General features: G+C 53.3%; 22 protein-coding genes. 16 read left to right on the forward strand and 6 right to left on the reverse strand.

Annotated elements, in window-relative coordinates; genetic code table 11:
* Positions 1–240 precede the first annotated feature (240 nt).
* The 5 genes from FDX09_RS05720 to adrA all read left to right on the forward strand — a co-directional run bounded on the left by FDX09_RS05720 (position 241) and on the right by adrA (position 5,073).
* Positions 241–1,437 (forward strand): multidrug efflux MFS transporter, encoded by a 1,197-nt coding sequence (locus FDX09_RS05720; RefSeq protein ID WP_038638105.1) that lies wholly within the window; start codon positions 241–243, stop codon positions 1,435–1,437.
* A 249-nt stretch (positions 1,438–1,686) separates the two neighbouring features.
* Positions 1,687–1,932, forward strand: a complete 246-nt coding sequence (locus tag FDX09_RS05725; RefSeq protein WP_038638107.1) for a sigma-S stabilization anti-adapter protein IraP — start codon at positions 1,687–1,689, stop codon at positions 1,930–1,932.
* 99 nt (positions 1,933–2,031) lie between these two features.
* Positions 2,032–3,447 carry an alkaline phosphatase gene (phoA, locus tag FDX09_RS05730; protein ID WP_137346914.1) on the forward strand — a complete coding sequence of 472 codons (1,416 nt, stop codon included), beginning with the start codon at positions 2,032–2,034 and terminating at the stop codon, positions 3,445–3,447.
* A 98-nt stretch (positions 3,448–3,545) separates the two neighbouring features.
* A complete protein-coding gene (gene psiF, locus FDX09_RS05735; protein ID WP_038638114.1) occupies positions 3,546–3,866 on the forward strand; it encodes a phosphate starvation-inducible protein PsiF in 321 nt (106 codons plus the stop codon).
* Between the two features lie 91 nt (positions 3,867–3,957).
* Entirely contained in the window at positions 3,958–5,073 is a 1,116-nt protein-coding gene (adrA, locus tag FDX09_RS05740) for a diguanylate cyclase AdrA (protein WP_087857028.1), read from the forward strand.
* A gap of 17 nt (positions 5,074–5,090) precedes the next feature.
* Here adrA and proC read toward each other — a convergent pair whose 3' ends face one another.
* Positions 5,091–5,900: a pyrroline-5-carboxylate reductase gene (gene proC, locus FDX09_RS05745; RefSeq protein ID WP_038638118.1), complete on the reverse strand. Its 810-nt coding sequence runs from the start codon at positions 5,898–5,900 to the stop codon at positions 5,091–5,093.
* Between the two features lie 273 nt (positions 5,901–6,173).
* On the opposite strand from proC, the gene FDX09_RS05750 reads away from it, so the two are divergent.
* From FDX09_RS05750 to ppnP, 5 genes are all read left to right on the forward strand, one after another.
* Complete coding sequence (locus FDX09_RS05750) at positions 6,174–6,629, forward strand: YaiI/YqxD family protein (protein ID WP_038638120.1); 456 nt, start codon at positions 6,174–6,176, stop codon at positions 6,627–6,629.
* A gap of 185 nt (positions 6,630–6,814) precedes the next feature.
* Positions 6,815–7,360 carry a shikimate kinase AroL gene (aroL, locus tag FDX09_RS05755; RefSeq protein ID WP_085047654.1) on the forward strand — a complete coding sequence of 182 codons (546 nt, stop codon included), beginning with the start codon at positions 6,815–6,817 and terminating at the stop codon, positions 7,358–7,360.
* 26 nt (positions 7,361–7,386) lie between these two features.
* Complete coding sequence (yaiA, locus tag FDX09_RS05760) at positions 7,387–7,578, forward strand: protein YaiA (RefSeq protein ID WP_038638127.1); 192 nt, start codon at positions 7,387–7,389, stop codon at positions 7,576–7,578.
* 247 nt (positions 7,579–7,825) lie between these two features.
* Entirely contained in the window at positions 7,826–8,503 is a 678-nt protein-coding gene (locus tag FDX09_RS05765) for an AroM family protein (RefSeq protein ID WP_038638130.1), read from the forward strand.
* A 71-nt stretch (positions 8,504–8,574) separates the two neighbouring features.
* Positions 8,575–8,859, forward strand: coding sequence for a pyrimidine/purine nucleoside phosphorylase (gene ppnP, locus FDX09_RS05770; RefSeq protein ID WP_038638136.1), 285 nt, complete (start codon positions 8,575–8,577; stop codon positions 8,857–8,859).
* 50 nt (positions 8,860–8,909) lie between these two features.
* Here ppnP and rdgC read toward each other — a convergent pair whose 3' ends face one another.
* On the reverse strand, positions 8,910–9,821 hold the full coding sequence (rdgC, locus tag FDX09_RS05775) for a recombination-associated protein RdgC (RefSeq protein WP_003021479.1): 912 nt from the start codon (positions 9,819–9,821) through the stop codon (positions 8,910–8,912).
* A gap of 91 nt (positions 9,822–9,912) precedes the next feature.
* On the opposite strand from rdgC, the gene mak reads away from it, so the two are divergent.
* Positions 9,913–10,821: a fructokinase gene (mak, locus tag FDX09_RS05780; protein WP_110498648.1), complete on the forward strand. Its 909-nt coding sequence runs from the start codon at positions 9,913–9,915 to the stop codon at positions 10,819–10,821.
* Between the two features lie 6 nt (positions 10,822–10,827).
* Here mak and araJ read toward each other — a convergent pair whose 3' ends face one another.
* The 3 genes from araJ to sbcD form a co-directional block, all read right to left on the reverse strand.
* Positions 10,828–11,997 carry an MFS transporter AraJ gene (araJ, locus tag FDX09_RS05785; RefSeq protein ID WP_137347008.1) on the reverse strand — a complete coding sequence of 390 codons (1,170 nt, stop codon included), beginning with the start codon at positions 11,995–11,997 and terminating at the stop codon, positions 10,828–10,830.
* A 164-nt stretch (positions 11,998–12,161) separates the two neighbouring features.
* Positions 12,162–15,311 carry an exonuclease subunit SbcC gene (gene sbcC, locus FDX09_RS05790; protein WP_137346915.1) on the reverse strand — a complete coding sequence of 1,050 codons (3,150 nt, stop codon included), beginning with the start codon at positions 15,309–15,311 and terminating at the stop codon, positions 12,162–12,164.
* The gene (gene sbcD, locus FDX09_RS05795) at positions 15,308–16,510 is read right to left on the reverse strand and encodes an exonuclease subunit SbcD (protein ID WP_069323940.1); all 1,203 of its coding nucleotides are present in this window, start codon (positions 16,508–16,510) and stop codon (positions 15,308–15,310) included. The genes sbcC and sbcD overlap by 4 nt, the downstream gene beginning before the upstream one ends.
* Before the next feature lie 190 nt (positions 16,511–16,700).
* On the opposite strand from sbcD, the gene phoB reads away from it, so the two are divergent.
* The 5 genes from phoB (at position 16,701) to malZ (ending at position 23,867) form a co-directional block, all read left to right on the forward strand.
* On the forward strand, positions 16,701–17,390 hold the full coding sequence (phoB, locus tag FDX09_RS05800; protein WP_003021496.1) for a phosphate response regulator transcription factor PhoB: 690 nt from the start codon (positions 16,701–16,703) through the stop codon (positions 17,388–17,390).
* Positions 17,391–17,440: 50 nt separating this feature from the next.
* Entirely contained in the window at positions 17,441–18,736 is a 1,296-nt protein-coding gene (gene phoR, locus FDX09_RS05805) for a phosphate regulon sensor histidine kinase PhoR (protein ID WP_069323942.1), read from the forward strand.
* A gap of 404 nt (positions 18,737–19,140) precedes the next feature.
* Entirely contained in the window at positions 19,141–20,460 is a 1,320-nt protein-coding gene (gene brnQ, locus FDX09_RS05815) for a branched-chain amino acid transporter carrier protein BrnQ (RefSeq protein ID WP_038638153.1), read from the forward strand.
* 79 nt (positions 20,461–20,539) lie between these two features.
* The gene (gene proY / locus FDX09_RS05820; protein ID WP_038638156.1) at positions 20,540–21,913 is read left to right on the forward strand and encodes a proline-specific permease ProY; all 1,374 of its coding nucleotides are present in this window, start codon (positions 20,540–20,542) and stop codon (positions 21,911–21,913) included.
* A gap of 139 nt (positions 21,914–22,052) precedes the next feature.
* Complete coding sequence (gene malZ, locus FDX09_RS05825) at positions 22,053–23,867, forward strand: maltodextrin glucosidase (RefSeq protein WP_137346916.1); 1,815 nt, start codon at positions 22,053–22,055, stop codon at positions 23,865–23,867.
* Here the strand turns inward: malZ and FDX09_RS05830 are convergent.
* Positions 23,861–24,763 carry a LysR family transcriptional regulator gene (locus FDX09_RS05830; RefSeq protein WP_085047650.1) on the reverse strand — a complete coding sequence of 301 codons (903 nt, stop codon included), beginning with the start codon at positions 24,761–24,763 and terminating at the stop codon, positions 23,861–23,863. The genes malZ and FDX09_RS05830 overlap by 7 nt on opposite strands.
* Positions 24,764–24,812 lie beyond the last annotated feature (49 nt).

The raw sequence follows: 24,812 nt of genomic DNA on the forward strand, positions 1-24,812 counted from the left end.
TCGGCTTCTGGCAGATTGTTTGTCTGGGCAACAGGGGAATAGATACGCGCAAACGCGTTGATCTCGCATCAAGCATAATTCCCTGCTTGTATTGTGGGTTTGATGTGAGGCGTATCACAAATATGATGAGCGGGAAGATAAAATTCTAAACTGTGATATATCGCACCTGTGGATCCTTATTTGGCTAAGTAATTTGTTAAGCTGCTCGCAGTTTTCAGCTACTTATCGTTATGAGCCCTTATGGAATCCTGGAGAGTAAACCTTATTTCCGTCTGGTTCGGATGCTTTTTTACCGGACTGGCGATTAGCCAAATCCTGCCTTTTTTACCGCTCTATATCTCCCAATTGGGCGTCACCTCTCACGAAGCGCTCTCTATGTGGTCCGGATTAACGTTCAGCGTCACCTTCCTTATTTCAGCCATTGTTTCACCAATGTGGGGCAGTTTAGCCGACCGTAAAGGGCGCAAGCTGATGTTGTTACGAGCTTCGCTGGGGATGGCGATTGCGATTTTACTGCAGGCATTTGCCACTAACGTCTGGCAGCTTTTTCTGCTGCGCGGGGTGATGGGGTTAACCTCAGGCTATATTCCGAACGCAATGGCGCTGGTAGCATCACAGGTTCCGCGTGAACGCAGCGGATGGGCATTGAGCACGCTTTCTACAGCGCAAATCAGCGGCGTTATTGGCGGTCCGTTAATGGGCGGTTTTATTGCCGACCATATTGGCTTACGGGCGGTGTTCTGTATTACTGCTGCTTTGTTGGTGGTCAGTTTCCTTGTCACGCTGTTTTTGATCAAAGAGGGTGTGCGCCCGACGACCAAAAAAAGCGAACGCCTGAGCGGGAAGGCCGTCTTTGCCTCGCTGCCTTATCCGGCGCTGGTGATCAGCCTGTTTTTTACGACGATGGTGATTCAGCTGTGTAACGGCTCTATCGGGCCAATTCTGGCGCTGTTTATCAAATCAATGGTGCCAGACAGTTCGAATATTGCCTTTCTCAGCGGGCTGATCGCCTCAGTACCTGGCATCTCGGCCCTGATTTCCGCGCCCCGGCTTGGCAAATTAGGCGACCGTATTGGTACTGAGCGGATTTTAATGGCGACGTTGATGTTCGCTGTCGTGCTGTTTTTTGCCATGTCGTGGGTCACCACGCCATTACAGTTGGGGGTATTACGTTTTCTGCTCGGCTTTGCCGACGGCGCGATGTTGCCAGCGGTACAGACGCTACTGGTGAAATACTCCAGCGACCAGATAACCGGGCGTATCTTTGGTTATAACCAGTCATTTATGTACCTGGGCAATGTCGCCGGGCCATTGATGGGAGCAACAGTATCAGCCATGGCGGGATTCCGCTGGGTGTTTATTGCTACGGCGAGTATTGTACTGATTAACATCTGGCAGTTGACCATCGCGTTGCGACGTCGGCGTCACGCGCGCTGACTTCCTGATAAACAACGCTGCCAGTCGGCGTTGTTTATCGATAATTCTGCATTATATCTCTATGTGATTATTCATAATCTTACCTTTTGATATTGAATGATTCTGCTGTACGTCTCGTCTCTCCCTTATTTTGTGATGTGATTGTTTTCGCAAATAGTTTAATTTCTTCTAAAAATAAAACTTTTATCACCTAGGCAGTTATGAGCCTTAATGTTAACGTGGCTTATATTTTGTTAAGGGAATACGCAAATGAAAAATCTCGTCACTGAGTTGTTGCTTAAGCTCGCCCAAAAAGAAGAAGAGTCACAAAACCTGGCCGCGCAGGTTGAAATGTTAGAGCAGGTAATCACCGAAATGCTGCGCAATATGGCGTGGAGCGATCGGCAAATATTGCTGCGTCAAATTGAAGGGGCTCTGGCAGGTGTCAACCCCGTGCCAGCGTTTATGACGACCCTGCATAACGCTGGCGAAAGCGTGTCAAAACGTTTTGATTAATCTGTGGGACGTCCCCACAAATTATCATAAAAGTGTCACATCAAATACTTATAGTCGCTTTGTTTTAATTTTACCGTATTTATACATGGAGAAAATAAAGTGAAACAAAGCGCACTCGCTATTGCCCTGTTACCTTTGCTGTTTACCCCGATTATTAATGCAGAAACATCTACCGTAGCGGTTATGGATAATCGTGCCGCTCAGGGTGATATCACCACGCCAGGCGGCGCCCGCCGATTGTCAGCCGATCAAACGGCGGCTTTACGCGAATCTCTGAACGATAAACCTGCCAAAAATATCATTTTACTTATTGGCGATGGGATGGGCGATTCTGAAATAACGGCAGCGCGAAATTATGCCGAAGGCGCGGGCGGTTTTTTTAAAGGTATTGATGCTTTACCGTTGACCGGACAATACACGCACTATGCGTTAGATAAGAAAACGGGCAAGCCGGATTATGTGACGGACTCAGCGGCCTCAGCGACGGCGTGGACCACCGGGGTTAAAACTTACAATGGCGCGCTGGGCGTTGATATACATGAAAAAGATCACGCAACAATTTTGGAAATGGCAAAAGCGGCAGGTCTGGCGACGGGCAACGTTTCTACCGCTGAATTGCAGGATGCAACCCCAGCGGCACTGGTTGCTCATGTGACTTCACGTAAGTGCTATGGCCCTGACGTGACCCGTGAAAAATGCCCAACCAATGCGCTGGAAAAAGGCGGCAAAGGGTCAATTACAGAACAATTGCTGAATGCCCGGGCTGACGTCACGTTGGGCGGTGGGGCAAAAACGTTTGCCGAAACCGCTGCGGCAGGGGAGTGGCAGGGCAAAACGTTGCGTGAACAAGCCATGGCGCGCGGTTATCAGATGGTAAGTGATGCCGCGACGCTGGCTGCGATTACCGAAGCTAACCAGGATAAGCCGTTGCTGGGCTTGTTCTCCGACGGCAACATGCCGGTACGCTGGGAAGGTCCGAAAGCGTCCTATCATGGGAATCTGGATAAACCAGCGGTGACCTGTACGCCAAATCCAAAGCGTGATGACACCGTACCGACGCTGGCGCAGATGACGGATAAAGCGATTGAACTGTTAAGCAAAAATGAGAAAGGTTTCTTCCTGCAAGTTGAAGGGGCATCCATCGATAAACAGGATCACGCCGCCAACCCGTGCGGACAGATTGGTGAAACGGTTGATCTGGACGAAGCGGTACAGCGCGCGCTTGCCTTTGCGAAGCAAGACGGCAACACCCTGGTGGTGGTAACCGCTGACCACGCGCATGCCAGCCAGATTGTCGCGCCTGATACTAAAGCGCCTGGTCTGACTCAGGCACTGAACACCAAAGATGGCGCGGTGATGGTCATCAGCTACGGCAATTCTGAAGAGGAATCTCAGGAGCACACCGGTAGCCAGTTGCGCATCGCCGCTTATGGCCCACATGCGGCGAATGTGGTCGGTCTGACCGATCAAACTGATCTGTTTTACACCATGAAAGCGGCGTTAGGGCTGAAGTAACTCTACCCCCCGGTGACAATAGTTTTGCCGCCGGGTGGTATTTTTATCGTTAGCAGCCAAACTTAGCTGTGTGTCGTCGTTCAGAAAAGGATGGTGCTATGAAAATTACATTATTAATGACGCTGCTCTTTGGACTGGTTTTTTTAACTACCGTCGGTGCTGCCGAGAAGACGTTAACCCCGCAACAACAGCGTATGACCACCTGCAATCAGCAGGCAACGGCGCAGGCCTTAAAAGGGGATGCGCGCAAGACGTATATGAGTGATTGCCTGAAAAACAGCAAATCTGCGCCTGAGGAAAAGAGTTTAACCCCACAGCAGCAGAAGATGCGTGAATGCAACGTCAAGGCGACGGAGCAGTCACTGAAAGGCGACGATCGTAACAAGTTTATGAGCGCTTGCCTGAAAAAAGCGGCGTAGCACTTACGGGTGAGCAGGTAAAAACGCTCACCCGAAATTTCATACTCCCGCCAGCAGACCCCTACCTATAATTTGGGAAATTTGTTTCAGAATGTTCCCAAATACGATGAATGATGAAAACTTTTTCCAAAAGAAGGTCGTCGCGGATGAAGCGTTTATATCACTTCATCAAAACGACCACCAACGTTCCGGTCTGCGATTTGCCCGACGGATCAGGCTGCCGCGAGCGGTGGGATTGGGGGGGATGTTTTTCCCTATCGCGTCGGTATTAGTTTCCCAGCCTATTACTGGCGGCTGGTGGCTGTTACTGGTGGGATGGGCATTTGTCTGGCCACATCTGGCCTGGCAGTTGGCAAGTAAAGCAGACGATCCTCTGCATAGTGAATTTACCAATTTAAAAGCCGATGCCATCCTCGCCGGTATGTGGCTGGGCATTATGGGGGCAAACCTGTTGCCGTCCACGGCGCTGCTCATGATTACTTGCATCAACCTGATGGGCGCAGGGGGAATGCGAGTATTCCTCGCGGGCGTCGTGTTGATGGCGGTGTCATGCCTGGTGACGTTACAGTTAACCGATATTCCCGTCGCTGTTAGCAGCAGTCAACTGAGCGTGATGTTATCACTGCCGGTACTGGTGATGTACCCGCTGCTGTTTGCCTGGGTCAGCTATCAGACGATCATCAAGCTGGCGGAACATAAACGCCGCTTACAGGTGATGAGTACGCGAGATGGGATGACCGGCGTTTATAACCGACGTCATTGGGAGTTATTGCTACGTAATGAATTTGATAATTGCCGCCGCTATCAGCGTGATGCCACGTTGCTTATTATTGATATCGACCATTTCAAGAGCATCAATGATACCTGGGGTCATGACGTCGGGGATCAGGCCATTGTCGCGCTGACCCGCCAGTTGCAGATGACTTTACGCGGTAGCGATGTGATTGGCCGTTTTGGTGGTGATGAATTTGCGGTGATTATGTGCGGTACGCCCGCAACCAGCGCAATTGCGGCCATGTCGCGCGTGCATGAACGACTTAGTCAGTTGCGTTTATCCTGCGCTCCGCAGGTCGCCTTACGTATTAGCGTTGGCGTAGCGCCGCTGACTTCTGAAACTGAGCATTATCGGGAATGGTTAAAATCGGCGGATATGGCGCTTTATAAAGCAAAGAATTCCGGACGTAACCGCACCGAAGCGGCGGCCTGACGTCCGGTAATATTAACTCAGGATCGGCTGAGTTTTTCTGACTGTTCCATGCATTTAACCATCGCTTCAATCACTGATGAACGAAAACCGCGTTCTTCCAGGACGCGTACCGCTTCGATAGTGGTGCCGCCTGGCGAGCACACCATATCCTTCAGTTCCCCAGGATGTTTACCCGTTTCCAACACCATTTTTGCCGAGCCCATTACCGCTTGCGCTGCGAATTTATAAGCCTGCGCACGGGGCATACCGCCTTGCACGGCGGCGTCCGCCATCGCTTCGATAAACATAAAGACATAGGCCGGCGCAGAACCGCTGACGCCGACAACCGGGTGAATCATCGATTCTGCAATCACTTCGGCTTCGCCAAAGCAGCGGAAGATATTCAGTACGTCGGCCGTATCTTCCGGCGTTACTAAGGCGTTCGGCGTGACGGAGGTCATTCCGGCATTAACCAGTGACGGGGTATTAGGCATTGCGCGAATGATTTTGCGATCATGACCCAGCGCACGGGCGAGCTGATCGAGGGTAACACCAGCGGCAATCGAGACAACCAGAGAGTCTTTGTTCAGGCTGGAGGTGATTTCACTCAGTACCTTAATCATGATGCCTGGTTTTACGGCCCCAAAAACAATGTCGGCGATTTGCGCGACTTCTTGCGCAGACTGCGCTGCATTAATGCCATACTGGTCGTGCAACGCAGCGACTTTATCGGGGGAAGGGGTATAGACCCAGATTTGTCCCGGGAGAACCTGGCCGCTGGCGATCATGCCGCCAAGAATTGCTTTGCCCATATTACCGCAGCCGATAAAACCAATTTTTTTGTCCATCTTGTCACTCCCTATGGATGATATTCATTGTTTTATACCCGTCATACTTCAAGTTGCATGTGCGTTGGCTGCGTTCGCTCACCCGAATCACTTACCAGAGTAAGCTCATCGGGACTCACTCTCTTGCCGCCTGCCTGCAACCCGAATTATTTAGGGTAAATCTGGGAAAGCTAAGCTTAGCGCGGAATGAATATGTGCAGAAGGAGAAACAGCACTTTGCCTGCAAGTAAAAGCACGAGACAATGCGCGATTACACACGATTGGGGAGAGATTATGACAATATGGGTGGATGCCGACGCGTGTCCGAACGTGATTAAAGAAATTTTATACCGCGCCTCTGAGCGCATGCAGATGCCGCTTATTCTGGTGGCGAACCAGAATTTGCGCGTCCCGTCTTCGCGTTTTATCCGTACATTACGCGTTCCCGCCGGGTTTGACGTTGCTGATAACGAGATTGTACGACAATGTAGCGCCGGTGATTTAGTGATCACGGCGGATATTCCGCTGGCTGCTGAAGCCATTGAAAAAGGGGCGGCTGCGCTTAATCCACGCGGCGAACGTTATACCGAAGCGACGATCCGCGAACGTCTGATGATGCGTGATTTTATGGATACGCTACGCGCCAGCGGCATCCAGACCGGGGGACCGGATAGCCTTTCTCCCCGTGACCGACAGCATTTTGCGGCTGAGCTGGATAAGTGGTGGCTGGAAGTTCAGCGCAGAAAATAGTACCTGTAATTTATTTTTTACACTTTAATCCATGTGAATTCTTGTTATAGTAGGGTTTAATTGACACCATCACTGTTTGTGTAATTTTTTCTTTACGATTTGGTGGTGTACTAGTTTGATGATATGATTATATCTTTAATTGCATCAGATCCCGCTCGTCGGCGGTTCTCTGGGGAAATTCTGTGATGACGCAACCTCTTTTTCTTGTGGGCCCCCGGGGGTGTGGTAAAACGACAATCGGTATGGCGCTGGCGAAGGCTGTCGATTACCAGTTCGTTGATACCGATCGCTGGTTGCAGTCGCACGTGCAGATGACCGTAGCGGAAATCGTCGAAAGAGAAGGATGGGAAGGGTTTCGTGCCCAGGAAACGACCGCTCTGCAGGCCGTCACGGCTCCGACAACGGTTGTTGCGACCGGTGGCGGCATCATTCTGACCGAATTTAATCGTCATTATATGCGTAGCCACGGTGTGGTTATCTATTTAAGCGCGCCGGTATCGGTACTGGTTGATCGTCTGGAGGCTACGCCTGAAGAGGGGTTGCGCCCAACCTTAACCGGCAAGCCGCTGACTGAAGAAGTAGAGGAAGTGCTTGCCCAGCGTGATGTTCTGTACCGTGCAGCGGCGCATTATATTGTTGATGCGACCAATCCGCCTTCGCAGGTGGTGGACGACATTCTTGGGATACTGTCGCAGGCAGCGCCACGCTTACAGGGTGGTGTCTATACTTAAAGCTCATTCAGACAAAAGGAAGAGCTATGCCGACAAAACCACCTTATCCGCGTCAAGCAACCATTGTTACCGTTGAAAAGGGGACGCCAGGCCAGACGGTAACCTGGTATCAACTTCGCGCCGATCACCCGGAACCGAATTCGCTGATCAGTGAGCATCCTTCCGCTCAGGAAGCCATGGATGCTAAAAAACGCTACGAAGATCCCGATAAAGACTGATATTAAGCACCGTCCTGGCACGAGTCTGAAAAGTGCCAGGACGGGCGTACATCACATTTTTTTAAATATCGCCGTATACAGTAAAAATTGAAAATTAAACAATAACAATACAGTACTGGAATGATTTGGAATCTTTACAAAATAGACCGCCGATCTGCTGCTACGCTTTTGAGCGTTTGTAGCACAGGTCAGCGCCCGGCAATTATTCGGGAATTCACAGCAAAGTAAGAAGACGGTGGAGCAAAAAATGGGTACGTCGTTGGCTATCCTCACGATTGGCGTGGTGCCGATGCGTGAGGTGTTACCGCTCCTGACGGAATATATTGATGAGCAGCACATCACTCACCACAGTCTGCTGGGGCAGATGCGGCGAGAGGATGTGATGGCCGAGTACGGCGTCTCTCCCGGTGACGAGCCGCTTTTAACGCTGCTCAGCGACCATCAGCTTGCCCATGTTTCGCGCCAGAAAGTGGAACGATCACTCCAAGGTATCGTAGAAGTACTCGATAATCAGGGCTTTGACGTGATCCTGCTGATGAGTACGGCCTCAATTGCCCGCCTGACCGCCCGCAAGAGTATGTTACTGGAACCTTTACGTATAATTCCTCCACTGGTCGCCTCGATTGTGGAAGGGCATCAGGTCGGGGTTCTTGTCCCCGTCACGGAATTGCTTAAAGCCCAGACGCAAAAATGGCAGGTGTTGCAAACGCCGCCAGTGTATGCCGTGGCGAATCCGATTCACGGTTCCGAACAACAACTGATTGATGCCGGTAAAGAATTGCTTGAGCAAGGCGCGGATGTGATCATGCTGGATTGTCTGGGTTTTAATCAACGTCATCGCGATTTACTGCAAAAATCGCTGGATGTCCCGGTTCTGCTGTCCAATGTGCTGATCGCCCGGCTGGCTTCGGAATTGCTTGCGTAATTTTGCGTGACAGGTGGAACGCCAGCCCCCTATATTGGTTATTAACTTAATCACAAGATAGGGCCAGTTGTATGCTTCAAAGTAATGAATACTTTTCCGGCAAAGTAAAATCCATCGGTTTTACCAGCAGCAGTACTGGCCGTGCCAGTGTTGGCGTGATGGCTGAAGGCGAATACACCTTTGGTACTGCGGCGCCTGAAGAGATGACGGTCGTCAGCGGCGCACTGAACGTGCTGCTGCCGGGGGAAACTGAGTGGAAAGTCTATGCCGCAGGGGACGTGTTTAACGTACCAGGCAGCAGCGAGTTTCATCTGCAGGTGGCAGAGCCAACATCCTATCTTTGCCGCTACCTGTAAGCGTAAAAATGACGAATGGCGACATTGAGCCGCCATTCGATAAACACGTCTTAACGTTGCGCTTCGCCGCCTAATCCTTCTACCAGACTTTTAATCAGCGCCGCCAGTTCGCCCGTCATCAGGATGAAATCGGCATCAAAACGCTGAGCGTAGTCCTCGCGGTCAATATCTTCGTTCTGATCGCGCAATTCGTCGCTAAACTTCAGACGCTTAATCGAGCCGTCGTCACACATAACGAACTGAATGCGCTGCTGCCAGTCGAGCGCCAGCTTGGTGACCAGTTTGCCCGCTTCGATATGTACGGCGATTTCGTCGCAGACCAGATCCTGTTTTTTCGCGCGGATCACGCCGCCGTCTTCAAGGATCGCTTTCAGTTCTGCTTCATCCAGCAACTGGAATCCCTGCGCCGTTGTGCCGGAGCGAACCCATTCGGTTAGCGTCAGCTCAATAGGGTTTTCCATCGTCAGCGGAACGACCGGCAGCGAGCCGAGGCTCTTACGCAGCAGCGCCAGCGTATCTTCCGCTTTCTTCGCGCTCGCACAATCAACCATGATCAGATCGTTAACGGTGTCAATCCACATCATCGTTTGGCTGAAGCGGCTAAAGGCGCGCGGCAGCAATGAGTGCAGAACTTCATCTTTCAGCGAGTCTTTTTCGGTCTTCTTAAGCTTGCGACCTTGCTCAGCTTCCAGTTTGAATATTTTGGCTTCCAGCGCCTGTTTGATAACCGGCGACGGCAGAATTTTTTCTTCTTTGCGGGCGCAGATAATAATTTGGCCATTGGCGGTATGCGTTAATGCATCGCTGTGCGATCCCATCGGCGGAACCCAGCCCATTTTTGCCATATCCTGGCTACCGCAAGGGGTGAACGTCATTGATGCCAGCTGTTTTTCCATCTCTTCGGCACGCAAAGAAACATCGCGGCTAAGACGGTAAACCATTAAATTTTTGAACCACAGCATGATAATTTCCACGGCCTTGTCGTTAAATCCAGCGGGCATGATAGCGAATTGTCGCTATGCTTGCATTGTTAATCGGGAAGAGGAGCAAACAGTGCGTATAGGTATCGATTTGGGCGGTACAAAAACGGAAGTTATTGCGCTTGGCGATGCAGGCGAGCAGCTTTTTCGCCATCGCCTGCCTACACCGCGTGAGGATTATCAGCAAACGATAGAAACCATTGCTGCGCTGGTGGTGATGGCGGAGCAGGCTACCGGGCAAACGGGAACCGTGGGGATGGGGATCCCTGGTTCAATTTCGCCTTACACTGGGGTAGTCAAGAATGCCAACTCAACCTGGCTTAACGGGCAACCCTTTGATAAAGACTTAAGTATGCGTTTGAACCGTGAAGTGCGCCTGGCGAATGATGCCAATTGCCTGGCGGTTTCTGAAGCGGTGGATGGCGCGGCGGCAGGGGCGCAAACCGTATTTGCGGTAATTATTGGCACCGGATGCGGCGCGGGTGTGGCGTTGAATGGTCGGGCGCACACGGGTGGCAACGGTACCGCGGGTGAGTGGGGGCATAATCCGCTGCCGTGGATGGACGAAGATGAGCTGCGTTATCGCCAGGAAGTACCCTGCTATTGCGGCAAGCAAGGCTGCATTGAAACCTTTATTTCCGGGACCGGTTTTGCCACCGACTACCAGCGTCTGAGCGGTAAGTCGCTCAAGGGCAGCGACATTATCGATCTGGTTAACGTGCGGGATGCTGTGGCGGAGCAGGCATTGAGCCGCTATGAGTTGCGTCTGGCAAAATCGCTGGCGCATGTGGTGAATATTCTCGATCCGGACGTCATTGTACTGGGTGGGGGAATGAGTAATGTCGACAGGCTATATCAAAACGTTCCCACGTTGATGAAGCAATTTGTCTTTGGCGGCGAGTGTGAAACGCCCCTACGCAAGGCGCTGCATGGTGACTCCAGCGGCGTACGCGGTGCGGCCTGGCTGTGGCCGCAGGCGTAACCTGTTTTACGTCGCGGCTGCAACTTGTTGCACGCCGCGCTTCAGGTAGCCGTAAATCAGCAGCGATGACATGGCGGAGAACGACAGCAACGCAGCCGGTAGCGTTACATAGTTGTAGGCAAAGCCCAGCGTCAGCATCATACCGCCGCACCAGGCGCCAATTGCGCTACCGAGGTTAAAGGCAATTTGCCCGCCTGCCGCGCCCAGTAGTTCACCTCCTTTGGCATTTTGCAGCAGCAAAATTTGCAGCGGCGCCGACAGGGCGAACAGGCCCGCGCAGCAAATAAAGGCGAAGGTCAGCGATGCGGCTTTGATACCGCCAAAAACAAAAAGCAGCAGCAGAACCAGCACAATGATGAAGTCGGTTATTACCGCAATGCGCAGCGGCGTATAGCGGCCAGAAAGCCGACCGCTCAACAGATTCCCTAATACCATCCCCAATCCCACCAGCATCATGATGAAGGTCATCAGCGCTTCGGAAAAGCCGGAGATGTACATCATGTACGGTTTGACGTAGCTGAACCAGGCGAAAACCCCGGCGTTGCCAAACATGGTGGCGGAAAAGATCAGCCACGGGGCGGGGTTTTTCAAAAAGTGAAATTGCTCGCGCAGATTCCCTTTCGCTTCATCGCTGATGTTGGGCACCCAAAAAGCTATCGAGACAATAACGGCGATATTAAAGACGGCAATCAGCAGGAACGTATAGCGCCAGCTAAATTCCTGGCTCAGCCAGGTACCGACGGGAATGCCAATCAGATTGGCAACGGTCATCCCTGAAACCATGCCCGCGACGGCGGCGGTGACTTTTCCTGGGCGCGCCAGCTTCGACAGAATAATAGCTCCAACGCCAAAAAATGCGCCGTGCGGGAAGCCGGAAACCAGCCTGCCCACCGCCAGCATAAAATACGAGGAGGAAAGGGTGAAGATGGCGTTGCCAATCACGCACAGCGTGACCAGAAACAGCAGAATATGCTTAAGCGAAAAGCGGCTGGAAAAGAGCGCAATAATCGGCGCGCCCAGCACTACGCCAAAGGCGTAAAACGAAATCATATGGCCAGCGGCCGGGATAGAAATGCCCACGTCCCGCGCCAGCTCGGTGAGTACCCCCATGATGCCGAACTCGGCCATGCCCAGCCCAAATGTCCCCAGCGCTAAAGAGAAAACGACTTTTTTCATACCACCTGCCAACAAGAAAGACGCCGGATGTGCGTCATAGCGGCGAACGTTCGCCGCCAACAGAGATAGCTTGCGGATAAGCGAAGTGGAATGCCATTTCATATCCGTCTTTGAGTATGCAATATTGTGCTACATATTGTGCCGGATGGCTCCGGCCTGGAGATTTATGCTGATCCCACCGCAAACAGCTTGTCGAGTTTGCTGTAGCCCAGCCCGTTGATTTTTTTAACCTTGATCTGCACCGGAATGCGTTCTTTCATCGCTTCAACGTGGCTTATAACTCCAATGGTTTTGCCGGTGGCGTTCAGCGCATCCAGCGCGTCCAGCGCGGTATCCAGCGTTTCGCTGTCCAGCGTGCCGAAGCCTTCGTCGAGGAACAGGGAGTCAATTCGCGTTTTGTGGCTGACCAGATCGGACAACGCCAGCGCCAGCGCCAGACTCACGAGGAAGCTCTCGCCGCCGGAAAGCGTACGCGTGTCACGCACGGCATCGGCCTGCCAGGTATCTACCACTTCCAGTTCCAGCGCTTCGCTGGCCTTGCGCTGCAACAGATAGCGGCCGTGCAGACGGGTCAACTGGTTGTTGGCAAGCCACACCAGGTTATCCAGCGTCAGCCCCTGGGCAAACTTGCGGAATTTATCCCCCTCTTTCGAGCCGATCAGCGCATTCAGATAGCCCCAGTCTTCGACCTGCTGCGTGACTTGTTCAATCTCCTGCATTAGCGCCTGCTGCTGCTGGCGGTTTTCTGCATCCTGCCTGAGCTGCTGGCGAATTTCGCCCTGACGCGTGGTATTTTCCCGTAGCTGCTGGGTGAGCTGCGCCAGCGCGTCGCGAAGCTGTTGTGCCGAGAGCGTGAGATCCGCCCCGGTTGGCAACTGCTGGTGATGGCTCGCCAGCGCCTGCTGAGCCTGATTAAGCAGCGTTTGTGCCTGCTGCTGCTGCTTTTCCAGCGATTGCTTTAACTGCTCCAGACGGCTAAAGGTTTCTTCATCCAGCAGGGCGGTAACAAAGGCGTCACGATCGGCAAAGATGCTGGCCTGCAGTGCGGCATCAAACTGTGCCTGAATTTCTGCGGCGCGCTGTAGGTCCTGCGCCTCCTGCTGTTGCAAGGTTTGCCACTGGCCTTGTAAAGACAGGCAATCGTCATGCACCTGTCGCCAGTTTTCCAGCGACAGATTCTCAGTACTTGCAGACAGCGTATCGCTCTCAGGCAGCGTTTCCAGCAACGGCGTGAGCTGAGCTATTCGCGCCTGTAACTCGGTGAGTTCGTTCTGGCGCTGCTGCCACATTTGCGCTTCTCTCGCCCGCTCACTCAGCCACGAATTAGCGTCATCTGCAGCAGGAAGGGACAGTCCATGGCGGGCCAGCTCGGCGGTTAACGTCGCCTGGCGCTGGTCAATTTGCTGCTGGAGCTGGGTAATCTGCTCGGTATGCGCCGTGATTTGCGCCTGCAGGGTATGACGCAGGCTCAACTGGTGAAGTTGTTGTTCGTATTCTTCCTGGGCGGCAAGCCACGGTGCGATATCATCCTGCGGTTGCAGCGTCACGTTAAGGCTGGTAGTGACTGTCTGCCACTCTTGAGTAAGCGCTTGCTCCTCTTGAGAAAGCGTCTGTGCTTCACGTTCATCCCGTTGGAGTTGCTGGGTTATGGCCTCAAGCTGACCGCGTAACGTTGAGCCCTCATCAGCCAGGGTTTTAACCTCTTTTTCCAGTGCTTCACGTCGTGCCTGATTAACACTCAGTTCGAGCGTTTGATAGCGCTCAATCGCCGGATGTGTGGTGGAGCCGCACAGCGGACAAGGCATGCCGGATTGCAATAATGCCCGCTGGCTTTCCAAATCTTTGATGCGGGCTTCCTGCTCGCAAATGATCCTCACATCGGCAAGCTGCTGATTTTTATCTTTATAGCGCTGACGTTTTTCGGCAAGCACCGCGTTGCGCTGCGTTAGCTCTTGCTGACGTTGCACCAGCGTCGCGCGTAACTGCGCCAGCTGCTTTTGCTTCGGGGCGATTTGCCCATGCAGATTGCTCAGACGCTGGCGTAACGGACGGAGCTGCACATGTTGCGCCAGCGCCGCCGTGACCTCCTGCGGTGAAAGAGTCAGCGTGGGAAGCGCCAGCGCATCCAGTTTACGCGTGTCGTTTTCCCGTAACTGCTGCCACTGGTGTAGCTGGGCGCTGGCGTCGGAGTGTTGCGCCAGCAGGGCCTTCCACCCAGCCAGTTCGCTGCCCCACAAGCGGAAGCGATCGTGTTCGTTCAGCCAGTCGATTAACGTCTGCTGTCCAGCGAGCAAGGCGGTCGACTGCGTGTGCGCCTGCTGACGGATGCGCTCGCGCAGCGCTAAGCTGCTTCGTAAGCGAGTATTCACTTCCTGAATATTCTGCCGCGTACGCGCTATCGTAGCCGTTTGTTCCTGGATTCGCTCCCAGTGCGGGCGTAACGCTCTGGCCGGTTGTGCCAGACTCAGCGCCGCCAGCTGTGGCTGCGCGTCTTCTTGCACCTGTTTAGCGGCCCGTAACGCCTGTTGGTGACGGTTGATTTCTGCCTGTAGCTCATTTTGCCGAATGAGCCAGTTGAGATGCTGTTGCTGAGTCTGCTGGCTTGCAAGGTATTGTTTTTCCTCGTCAGTAAGTACCTGCAAACTCTCTGTCAAGGACTGCACCTGCTCCGCAGCGAGCAGAGCCACGCCGTTGGCCTGCGCCTGCAGTTTTTCCAGCTCTGTACGCGCTGCTTTATGCTTTTCAAACACCATGGCGGAAATTTGGCCGTAGATCTCAGTCCCCGTCAGCTCTTCCAGCAGTTCGGCACGCTCTTTCGGTTTGGCATTGAGAAATGCGGCAAATTGCCCCTGAGACAGCAGCATCGAACGGGTGAAACGACCATAATCCAGGCCGGTAAGTTCGGCGGTCATTTCCAACTTGTCTTTGACTTTATCGGCGAGGATTTTACCGTCGGCGCAGCGGGCAAGTTCTACGCGCGGAGCCTGTAGGTTGCCTTCAGGCTGATTGCGCGCGCGGTTCTGGCTCCAGAATGCGCGATAGGCTTCGCCCCGGACTTCGAACTCGACCTCGGCCAGACACTCGGCGGTGTCGCGGGTCATCAGATCGTTTTGCGACTGAGACACGGTATTGAGCCGCGGCGTTTCGTGATACAGCGCGAGACAAATGGCGTCCAGCAGGGTGGTTTTTCCCGCGCCCGTTGGACCCGTGATGGCGAACAGCCCATTGCTGGCAAAGGGCTCTGCCGTGAAATCGACTTTCCATTCTCCTTTCAGAGAATTGAGGTTTTTCAAACGCAGGCTGAGAATTTTCATGCTTCGGTCTCCCCGGCAAGCGTGTGTAAGGTGGTGCTAAACAGTTGATTCAGGCGCTCGCGTTGCGATTCTTCGAGTTCTTCCAGCGCCAGGCGACGGGCAAAAACGTCCGTCACGCTCAGCTCGCTTAGCGTTTCACGTCGTTCATTCGCCATAATACGTTCGCGCTGTTCCCGGCTACGGCGCACCAATAACACCTCTACCGGTAAATCTTCGGTTAATGCCTGAATCTTACGCTGCATGTCGTGCAGATAGTCATCGGTGGTGATTTCGATATCTAACCAGACTGGCGGTTCCTGCTGCACACCGCGCCACTGCTCTAGTTGGGCGGTAATCGCGGCTAAATCACCTTTCAGCACCGCCAACGGCTGGGTGACCGGTACGGTGAGGTGTTCAACAGCGCTCAGCTTGCCGTTTTCGAAGCTCACCAGATGGACGCACTTGCTTTTGCCGCACTCGTCAAAACTGAGCGCAATTGGCGAGCCGCAGTAGCGAATATGCTCTGTTCCGCCGATAACCTGCGCCCGGTGAATATGTCCCAGCGCGATGTAATCGGCGGGTGGAAAGTTTTGCGCCGGAAAGGCGTCCAGCGTACCAATATAAATGTCACGTACAGCGTCACTTTTACTGGCGCCAACGGTGGTCAGATGCCCGGTCGCAATGATGGGTAGATTCTGGTCGCCGCGCAGCGTACAGGCGTCATGATATTGCTGTTGGTAATAGTCGGTGATAGCCGATAGCAAATGCTGCTGTTTCTCTTGTCCCGTTAGCCCGGCCTGGCTGGTAATGATGTCACGCGGGCGTAAAAAAGGAACCGGGCACAGGATCGCACCCGGCGTGCCGTCGCGTTGAGACAGCACCTGCGGCGCATGGCCAGCGCTGGCGATCACTGTGGTATTGAGAAACGCCAGAATATCGCGGGATTCGTTGAGCGTGGCGACGGAGTCGTGGTTACCTGCCAACACCACCAGATGACAGCCGGTTTGCTGCAGATTTACGACAAAACGGTTATACAGCTCACGGGCATAGCTTGGCGGTGAGCCGGTATCGAAAATATCGCCCGCCACAATAATGGCATCCACCTGCTGGGATTGTGCCGTTTCCAGCAGCCAGTCGAGAAAGGCCTGATGTTCAGCGGCGCGGCTCTTGCTGTAGAAATTTTGGCCCAGATGCCAGTCAGACGTGTGAAGGATGCGCATAAGAGTTCCATGACGATAAAACAGTGGCGGGGATTATAACCCTGCAAGGACGGTAATATCTTGTTTAAGGGCTGTCATAATTCGCGGGGCTGCGTTAAACCTGGACTATCTTTTCATAAATCTGTCATAAAACTGACGCATAATGGCACCGTATTGATGGCAAACGATTTAATTATAAACAGGGCAAATCATGGCGAGACGTATTCTGGTCGTAGAAGATGAAGCTCCAATTCGTGAAATGGTCTGCTTCGTGCTCGAGCAAAACGGTTTTCAACCCGTAGAAGCCGAAGACTATGACAGTGCTGTGAACCAACTCAATGAACCCTGGCCGGATCTCGTCTTGCTTGACTGGATGCTACCTGGCGGCTCGGGCCTACAGTTTATTAAACATCTCAAGCGCGAAGCGATGACGCGGGATATTCCCGTGATGATGCTGACGGCGAGGGGAGAAGAGGAAGATCGCGTCCGGGGTCTGGAAACTGGCGCGGATGATTATATTACCAAGCCGTTTTCTCCCAAGGAGCTGGTGGCGCGTATTAAAGCTGTTCTGCGTCGTATTTCCCCCATGGCGGTGGAAGAGGTTATTGAGATGCAGGGGCTGAGCCTTGACCCAACCTCGCATCGCGTGATGACCGGCGAGGATCCATTGGATATGGGGCCGACAGAATTCAAACTGTTGCACTTCTTTATGACCCACCCTGAACGCGTCTATAGCCGTGAGCAATTACTCAATCATGTCTGGGGTACCAATGTGTACGTGGAAGACAGGACAGTGGATGTGCATATCCGCCGCTTGCGTAAAGCGCTGGAGCACAGTGGACACGATCGTATGGTGCAGACGGTTCGTGGGACGGGATATCGTTTTTCGACCCGCTTCTGACTGACATGAATAGGGGCCTGACGGATTAGGCTGTTAATGGAGTAAGACGTTTGCTAGAACGATTGTCATGGAAAAGGCTGGTACTGGAGCTGATCCTCTGCTGCATACCGGCGTTTATCCTTAGCGCTTTTTTTGGTTACCTGCCCTGGTTTTTGCTGGCGTCGGTAACCGGCCTGCTTGTCTGGCATTTCTGGAATTTATTACGCTTGTCCTGGTGGTTATGGGTCGACAGAAGCATGACCCCGCCGCCGGGGCGCGGAAGTTGGGAGCCGTTGCTGTATGGGCTGCATCAAATGCAGCTGCGCAACAAAAAGCGCCGTCGGGAACTGGGTAATCTGATTAAACGTTTTCGCAGTGGGGCGGAATCGCTACCCGACGCGGTGGTGTTGACGACTGAAGAGGGCGGCATTTTCTGGTGTAACGGCCTGGCCCAGCAGGTTCTGGGACTGCGCTGGCCGGACGATAGCGGGCAAAATATACTTAACCTGCTGCGCTACCCGGAATTCACGCAATATCTGAAAACGCGTGATTTTAGTCGGCCAATCAATCTGGTGCTCAATACCGGACGGCATCTGGAGATTCGCGTGATGCCCTATACCGATAAGCAATTGCTGATGGTTGCGCGCGATGTCACCCAGATGCACCAACTGGAAGGTTCGCGGCGTAACTTTTTCGCCAACGCCAGCCATGAGTTGCGTACGCCGCTGACGGTGCTACAAGGTTACCTGGAAATGATGCAGGAGCATCCGCTGGAAGGAACGACGCGTGAAAAAGCGCTGCATACCATGCGTGAGCAAACGTACCGCATGGAAGGGCTGGTGAAGCAGTTGCTGACGTTGTCGAAAATAGAGGCCGCGCCAGCGCTACTGCTTAATGAGAAGGTGGACGTGCCGATGATGCTGCGCGTGGTTGAACACGAGGCGCACACGCTGAGTCAGAATAATCATACGTTTACTTTTGATATTGATAGCCACCTGAGCGTGCGGGGAAATGAGGAGCAACTGCGTAGCGCGATTTCGAATCTTGTGTATAACGCGGTGAACCATACCCCCGCGGGTACGCACATCACCGTGCGCTGGCAGCATGTTGCCTCCGGGGCGGAATTTAGCGTCGAGGACAATGGGCCTGGTATTGCTGCGGAGCATATTCCTCGTTTGACCGAACGCTTCTATCGCGTGGACAAAGCGCGATCCCGACAAACGGGCGGGAGTGGACTGGGTCTGGCCATCGTGAAACATGCTCTGCAACATCACGATAGCCGCCTGAATATCGAAAGTACGCCAGGCAAAGGGACGCGATTTAGTTTCGTCATCCCGGAACGTTTAATGGCCAAAAGTAACGATTAACCCGTATTCGTAAGATAATCTTTCCAAAAGCCAGCGCGAGCTGGTTTTTTTATGTGGTCAATAGTTACATCCTGAATTTTGCGACGTTTGATTGTTTTTTGTTCGAACTATTACCCATACCTTTTTCCATGGAATGGTTTTTTGTGCTAACTGCATTTTTCATATCGCTATATTGTTCTGGTTTTTGGATCCCACCTTGCTTTAAAACGTTATAAGCGTTTAAATTGCGCTCCAGATGCTGTCATACCGACTGCATTTACGCGGTAAATCGAAAAACTATTCTTCGCCGCGCCAGGTCGGGAGTGTTTCCCGCTGGAATTGAGCAAAAATGCCGCTGTATTGTCCCCCAGGGAAAGGCAAAAATTTATTATTTTCAACACCACATCCACAGGCAGTAAGACTTTATGACCCATCAGTTAAAATCGCGCGATATTATCGCTTTGGGATTTATGACATTTGCACTGTTCGTTGGTGCAGGTAACATCATCTTCCCCCCAATGGTTGGTTTGCAGGCAGGCGAACACGTCTGGACTGCGGCTTTTGGCTTTTTGATTACCGCCGTTGGTTTGCCGGTACTTACCGTTGTCGCGCTGGCGAAAGTCGGTGGCGGTGTGGACAGCCTGAGTACGCCTATCGGTAAGGTTGCTGGATTACTGCTGGCTACCGTCTGCTATCTGGCGGTTGGTCCATTGTTCGCGACGCCGCGTACCGCAACGGTCTCTTTCGAAGTCGGGATTGCGCCGCTGACCGGTGACTCTGCGCTGCCGCTGTTCATCTACAGCGTGGTCTATTTTGCGATTGTTATTTTGGTGTCGCTGTATCCAGGCAAACTGCTGGATACCGTCGGCAACTTCCTTGCTCCGCTGAAAATCCTTGCGCTGGTGGTACTGTCTGTCGCCGCGATTGTCTGGCCGGCAGGCCCGATCAGCAATGCGATGGAAGCCTATCAAACCGCAGCATTTTCGAATGGTTTCGTAAATGGTTATCTGACCATGGATACGCTGGGCGCGATGGTATTTGGTATTGTTATTGTTAACGCCGCCCGCTCGCGTGGCGTTACCGAGTCGCGTCTGCTGACCCGTTACACCGTTTGGGCTGGTTTGATGGCGGGTGTGGGCTTAACGCTGCTGTACCTTGCGTTGTTCCGTCTGGGCTCCGATAGCGCAATTCTGGTCGATCAGTCAGCTAACGGCGCGGCGATTCTGCATGCGTATGTTCAGCACACCTTTGGCGGCGCAGGAAGCTTCCTGCTGGCGGCGCTGATTTTCATCGCCTGTCTGGTGACTGCGGTTGGCCTGACCTGCGCGTGCGCAGAGTTCTTTGCCCAGTACGTTCCACTGTCTTATCGTACGCTGGTATTTATCCTCGGCGGCTTCTCAATGGTGGTCTCTAACCTGGGGCTGAGCCATCTGATTCAGATCTCTATTCCGGTGCTGACGGCTATCTATCCGCCATGTATCGCACTGGTTGTATTAAGTTTTACCCGCTCATGGTGGCATAATTCTTCCCGCGTCATTGCACCTGCGATGTTTATCAGCCTGATTTTTGGTATCCTTGATGGCATTAAAGCTTCTGCAATTGGCGACGTGTTACCAGCCTGGACCCAGCGTTTACCGCTGGCGGAACAAGGGCTGGCGTGGTTGATGCCAACAGTCGTGATGGTGATCCTGGCAATTATCTGGGATCGCGCCGCGGGTCGACAAGTGACCTCCAGCGCGCACTAATCACTGACAATAAGTTTTAACCACGGGGCTATTAATATGGCCCCGTGGTTTTTTTATTGTGTTAACAGGTTAGGAATCGATGGAAAGTAATAACAAGCTAAAGCGTGGGCTGAGCACCCGGCACATTCGCTTTATGGCATTAGGTTCGGCAATTGGCACCGGGCTGTTTTACGGCTCTGCCGACGCGATCAAAATGGCGGGGCCGAGCGTGTTGCTTGCCTATATTATCGGTGGCGCTGCGGCATATATCATCATGCGCGCGCTGGGCGAAATGTCTGTGCATAATCCTGCAGCCAGCTCTTTCTCGCGCTATGCGCAGGAAAACCTCGGGCCGTTGGCGGGTTACATTACCGGCTGGACCTACTGTTTTGAAATCCTGATTGTCGCTATTGCCGACGTTACTGCCTTCGGCATTTACATGGGGGTCTGGTTCCCGGCGGTACCGCACTGGATATGGGTACTCAGCGTGGTGCTGATTATTTGCGCCATCAACCTGATGAGCGTGAAGGTGTTTGGCGAGCTGGAGTTCTGGTTCTCGTTCTTTAAAGTCGCCACTATTATCATCATGATTGTCGCCGGGTTCGGCATCATCATTTGGGGCATTGGCAACGGCGGTCAACCTACCGGTATCCATAACCTGTGGAGTAACGGCGGCTTCTTTAGCAACGGCTGGCTCGGCATGGTGATGTCGCTACAAATGGTGATGTTCGCTTACGGCGGGATAGAGATTATCGGTATTACCGCAGGTGAAGCGAAAGACCCGGAAAAATCTATTCCGCGTGCTATCAATTCCGTACCGATGCGTATCCTGGTATTTTACGTGGGGACGCTGTTCGTCATTATGTCTATTTACCCGTGGAACCAGGTTGGCACCGACGGGAGTCCGTTCGTCCTGACGTTCCAGCATATGGGCATTACCTTTGCCGCCGGGATCCTCAACTTTGTGGTTCTCACTGCATCGCTGTCGGCTATCAACTCTGACGTCTTCGGCGTGGGGCGTATGCTGCACGGTATGGCGGAGCAGGGCAGCGCGCCAAAAATGTTCGCCAAGACGTCGCGTCGCGGTGTGCCATGGGTCACGGTGATGGTGATGACTATCGCGCTGCTGTTTGCGGTTTATCTTAACTACATCATGCCGGAAAACGTCTTCCTGGTGATCGCCTCACTGGCGACCTTCGCCACGGTGTGGGTGTGGATTATGATCCTGCTGTCGCAGATTGCCTTCCGCCGCCGTCTGCCGCCGGAAGAGGTCAAGGCGCTGAAATTTAAAGTACCTGGTGGGGTAACAACCACCGTTGTTGGCCTGATTTTCCTCGTCTTTATCATCGCGCTTATCGGCTACCATCCGGATACCCGCATTTCACTGTATGTTGGTTTCGCGTGGATTGCCTTGCTGCTGGTGGGGTGGGTATTTAAACGCCGCCGCGAGCGTCAACTGGCTGAAGCACAGTAATTTTTTGCCGGGTAACGCGTCGCGTCGCCCGGCAATTTTCTCCTCCCCCGAACTCCTCCCCTAATAAACGTTAAGATGATGAGTGATCCTGCTCTTTGCTATGGCAAGGTGGCTTCATTTTCATCAAAGGGGATACGTGATGTTGAACGCCTGGCACCTTCCGGTTGCCCCATTTGTTAAGCAAAACAAAGATCAACTGACAATTACGCTGTGGCTGGCCGGGGAAAATCCACCTCAGCGGGTGACGCTACGCGCAGAAAACGATAACGAAGAGATTTCGCTCTCCATGCACAAGCTGCGCAGCCAGCCGCAGCCGGGCGTAACCGCGTGGCGAGCGGCGATCGATCTTGCCAGCGGCCAACCTCGTCGGCGCTATAGCTTTAAATTATTGTGGCCCGATCGTCAGCTGTGGTTTACACCGCAGGGATTCAGCCGTTTTCCGCCTGCGCGTCTGGAGCAGTTTGCTGTTGATGTGCCGGATAACGGTCCGCAGTGGGTAGCTGACCAGATTTTCTATCAGATTTTCCCGGATCGCTTTGCCCGCAGCCAGTCGCGTGAGCCGGCTCCAAACGTCTATTACCACCACGCAGCCGGGCATGACATCGTGCGTCGCGAGTGGGATGAACCGCTGACCGCTCAGGCCGGAGGATCGACATTTTATGGCGGTGATTTAGACGGCATCAGCGAAAAGCTGCCATATCTGAAAACGTTAGGGGTTACGGCGCTGTATCTGAACCCGGTATTTACCGCGCCGAGCGTGCATAAATACGATACTGAAGATTACCGTCATGTTGATCCACAGTTTGGCGGCGACAACGCGCTGCTGCGCTTGCGTCACAACACGCAACAGCAGGGCATGCGTCTGATTCTGGACGGTGTCTTTAACCACAGCGGCGATTCACACCCCTGGTTTGATCGGCATAACCGTGGGACGGATGGGGCGTGTTACAACCCGCACTCCCCCTGGCGTGACTGGTATCATTTCTCTGCCGACGGTGTGGCGCTTGACTGGCTGGGCTATGCCAGCCTACCCAAGCTGGATTTTTGTTCGCAAAGCCTGGTCAATGAGATTTATCGTGGGGAAGACAGTATCGTTCGTCACTGGCTGAAAGCGCCGTGGAGTATGGACGGCTGGCGTCTTGATGTCGTGCATATGCTGGGAGAGGGCGGCGGGGCGCGCAACAACCTGCACCATGTGGCGGGGATTACGCAGGCGGCAAAAGAAACCCAGCCTGAAGCGTATGTTGTGGGTGAACATTTTGGTGATGCGCGCCAGTGGTTGCAGGCGGATGCAGAAGATGCCGCCATGAACTATCGCGGTTTTACTTTCCCCATCTGGGGATTTCTGGCTAATACGGATATCTCCTACGACCCGCAATCTATTGATGCCCAAACCTGTATGGCGTGGATGGATAACTACCGCGCGGGTCTGTCGCATCAGCAGCAACTGCGGATGTTCAATCAGCTCGACAGCCACGATACCGCCCGTTTTAAATCCTTGCTTGGCAAAGACGTGGCGCGTTTACCGTTGGCGGTGGTATGGCTGTTTACCTGGCCTGGCGTGCCTTGTATTTATTACGGTGACGAGGTGGGGCAGGACGGTAATAACGACCCGTTCTGTCGTAAGCCGTTCCCGTGGCAACCTGAAAAACAGGACACTCATTTGCTTGAGCTGTATCAGCGGCTGGCAAAATTACGCCATCAAAGCCAGGCGTTACGCCATGGCGGTTGTCAGGTGATTTACGCCGAAGATAACGTGGTCGTGTTTGTGCGGGTGCTCAACCGCCAGCGCGTGCTGGTGGCGATTAACCGTGGTCAGGCCTGTGAAGTAGTCCTGCCAGCCTCGCCACTACTGCGTGTCGCTCAATGGCAGCACAAAGAGGGTAACGGCCTGCTCGCTGACGATATCCTGACGCTGCCGGCGATCTCCGCCACGGTGTGGATCGGTCATTGATACAAGCGCGCAATCTCCGGGCTCGCCAGCAGCGTTTCTCGCCACCAGCGCTGCGCCAGCCCGTCGCGGCTGTTACGCCATGCCATATAGGCCACATCTTTTTGGCGAAATGAGATGACCGTTTTTTCCACCAGTTCGCCTGTGGCAAGCCACGGGCTGGCAATGTGGCGGGGAAGAAATCCGCAGCCCATGCCGGCTCGCAGTAACATCACCTTACTGTGGAAGTCATCGACGCGAATCTGCGCCTGCTCGTCCATCAGATTGGTTTGCAGCGGATGGCAAAAGCGGGCGCTGTCGCTGATAACAATGGCCCGATGCAGGCACAGCTGTTCGTTTGTCAGGCCATCCGGCGCGGCGGCCAGCGGATGTTCGGGTGCCACGACAAATACATTATCCAGCGTGCCGAGCATTTTGTAGGACCAGGCGGCTGACGTTGGCGGTTCATTAATCGCCCCCAGAATGATGTCTGCGCCATTATGGGTCAGTTCCTCCCAGGAGCCTGCCAGCGTATGGTGGGTAAAACTCAGCCGGGTTTGCTTATTCAGCGCGTGAAATTCATCAATAATGGGCAGCAGCGTGGCGAAAGGGAAAGAGTCATCCAGCGCGATTGCCAGCTCTTTTTCCCAGCCTGAACTCAGCTGTACCGCCTGCTTTTCGAGATCTTTGGCCGCACTCAGCAGCAAACGTCCCTTTTCCAGCATCATCAGCCCGGTGTCGGTAAATTTCGCCCGGTGCCCGGAGCGGTCAAGCAGCTCAATATTCAAATCGCTTTCCAGCTTCTGAATCATATAGCTGAGTGCCGCAGGGGTTTTAAACAGCGATTCGGCTGCTGCGGCAAATGAACCCTGTTTGTCGAGTGCGTCGAGGATTAGCAAAACATCCAGATTGATGCGCATAAGCAGAAAATATCCTGAAAAATAAACTCCTCTGTTGTACCGAATGAAG

The organism is Citrobacter sp. wls717, from assembly GCF_005280955.1.
Taxonomy (GTDB): Bacteria; Pseudomonadota; Gammaproteobacteria; order Enterobacterales; family Enterobacteriaceae; genus Citrobacter; species Citrobacter werkmanii.

Bases quoted from the DNA above. Each gene is read 5' to 3' on its own strand.
- FDX09_RS05750 (WP_038638120.1), top strand. From the start codon at position 6,174: ATGACAATATGGGTGGATGCCGACGCGTGTCCGAACGTGATTAAAGAA.
- FDX09_RS05725 (WP_038638107.1), top strand. From the start codon at position 1,687: ATGAAAAATCTCGTCACTGAGTTGTTGCTTAAGCTCGCCCAAAAAGAA.
- aroL (WP_085047654.1), top strand. From the start codon at position 6,815: ATGACGCAACCTCTTTTTCTTGTGGGCCCCCGGGGGTGTGGTAAAACG.
- adrA (WP_087857028.1), top strand. From the start codon at position 3,958: ATGTTCCCAAATACGATGAATGATGAAAACTTTTTCCAAAAGAAGGTC.
- sbcD (WP_069323940.1), bottom strand. From the start codon at position 16,510: ATGCGCATCCTTCACACGTCTGACTGGCATCTGGGCCAAAATTTCTAC.
- rdgC (WP_003021479.1), bottom strand. From the start codon at position 9,821: ATGCTGTGGTTCAAAAATTTAATGGTTTACCGTCTTAGCCGCGATGTT.
- proY (WP_038638156.1), top strand. From the start codon at position 20,540: ATGGAAAGTAATAACAAGCTAAAGCGTGGGCTGAGCACCCGGCACATT.
- brnQ (WP_038638153.1), top strand. From the start codon at position 19,141: ATGACCCATCAGTTAAAATCGCGCGATATTATCGCTTTGGGATTTATG.
- FDX09_RS05720 (WP_038638105.1), top strand. From the start codon at position 241: ATGGAATCCTGGAGAGTAAACCTTATTTCCGTCTGGTTCGGATGCTTT.
- FDX09_RS05830 (WP_085047650.1), bottom strand. From the start codon at position 24,763: ATGCGCATCAATCTGGATGTTTTGCTAATCCTCGACGCACTCGACAAA.
- proC (WP_038638118.1), bottom strand. From the start codon at position 5,900: ATGGACAAAAAAATTGGTTTTATCGGCTGCGGTAATATGGGCAAAGCA.
- araJ (WP_137347008.1), bottom strand. From the start codon at position 11,997: ATGAAAAAAGTCGTTTTCTCTTTAGCGCTGGGGACATTTGGGCTGGGC.
- sbcC (WP_137346915.1), bottom strand. From the start codon at position 15,311: ATGAAAATTCTCAGCCTGCGTTTGAAAAACCTCAATTCTCTGAAAGGA.
- psiF (WP_038638114.1), top strand. From the start codon at position 3,546: ATGAAAATTACATTATTAATGACGCTGCTCTTTGGACTGGTTTTTTTA.
- yaiA (WP_038638127.1), top strand. From the start codon at position 7,387: ATGCCGACAAAACCACCTTATCCGCGTCAAGCAACCATTGTTACCGTT.
- ppnP (WP_038638136.1), top strand. From the start codon at position 8,575: ATGCTTCAAAGTAATGAATACTTTTCCGGCAAAGTAAAATCCATCGGT.
- malZ (WP_137346916.1), top strand. From the start codon at position 22,053: ATGTTGAACGCCTGGCACCTTCCGGTTGCCCCATTTGTTAAGCAAAAC.
- FDX09_RS05765 (WP_038638130.1), top strand. From the start codon at position 7,826: ATGGGTACGTCGTTGGCTATCCTCACGATTGGCGTGGTGCCGATGCGT.
- phoB (WP_003021496.1), top strand. From the start codon at position 16,701: ATGGCGAGACGTATTCTGGTCGTAGAAGATGAAGCTCCAATTCGTGAA.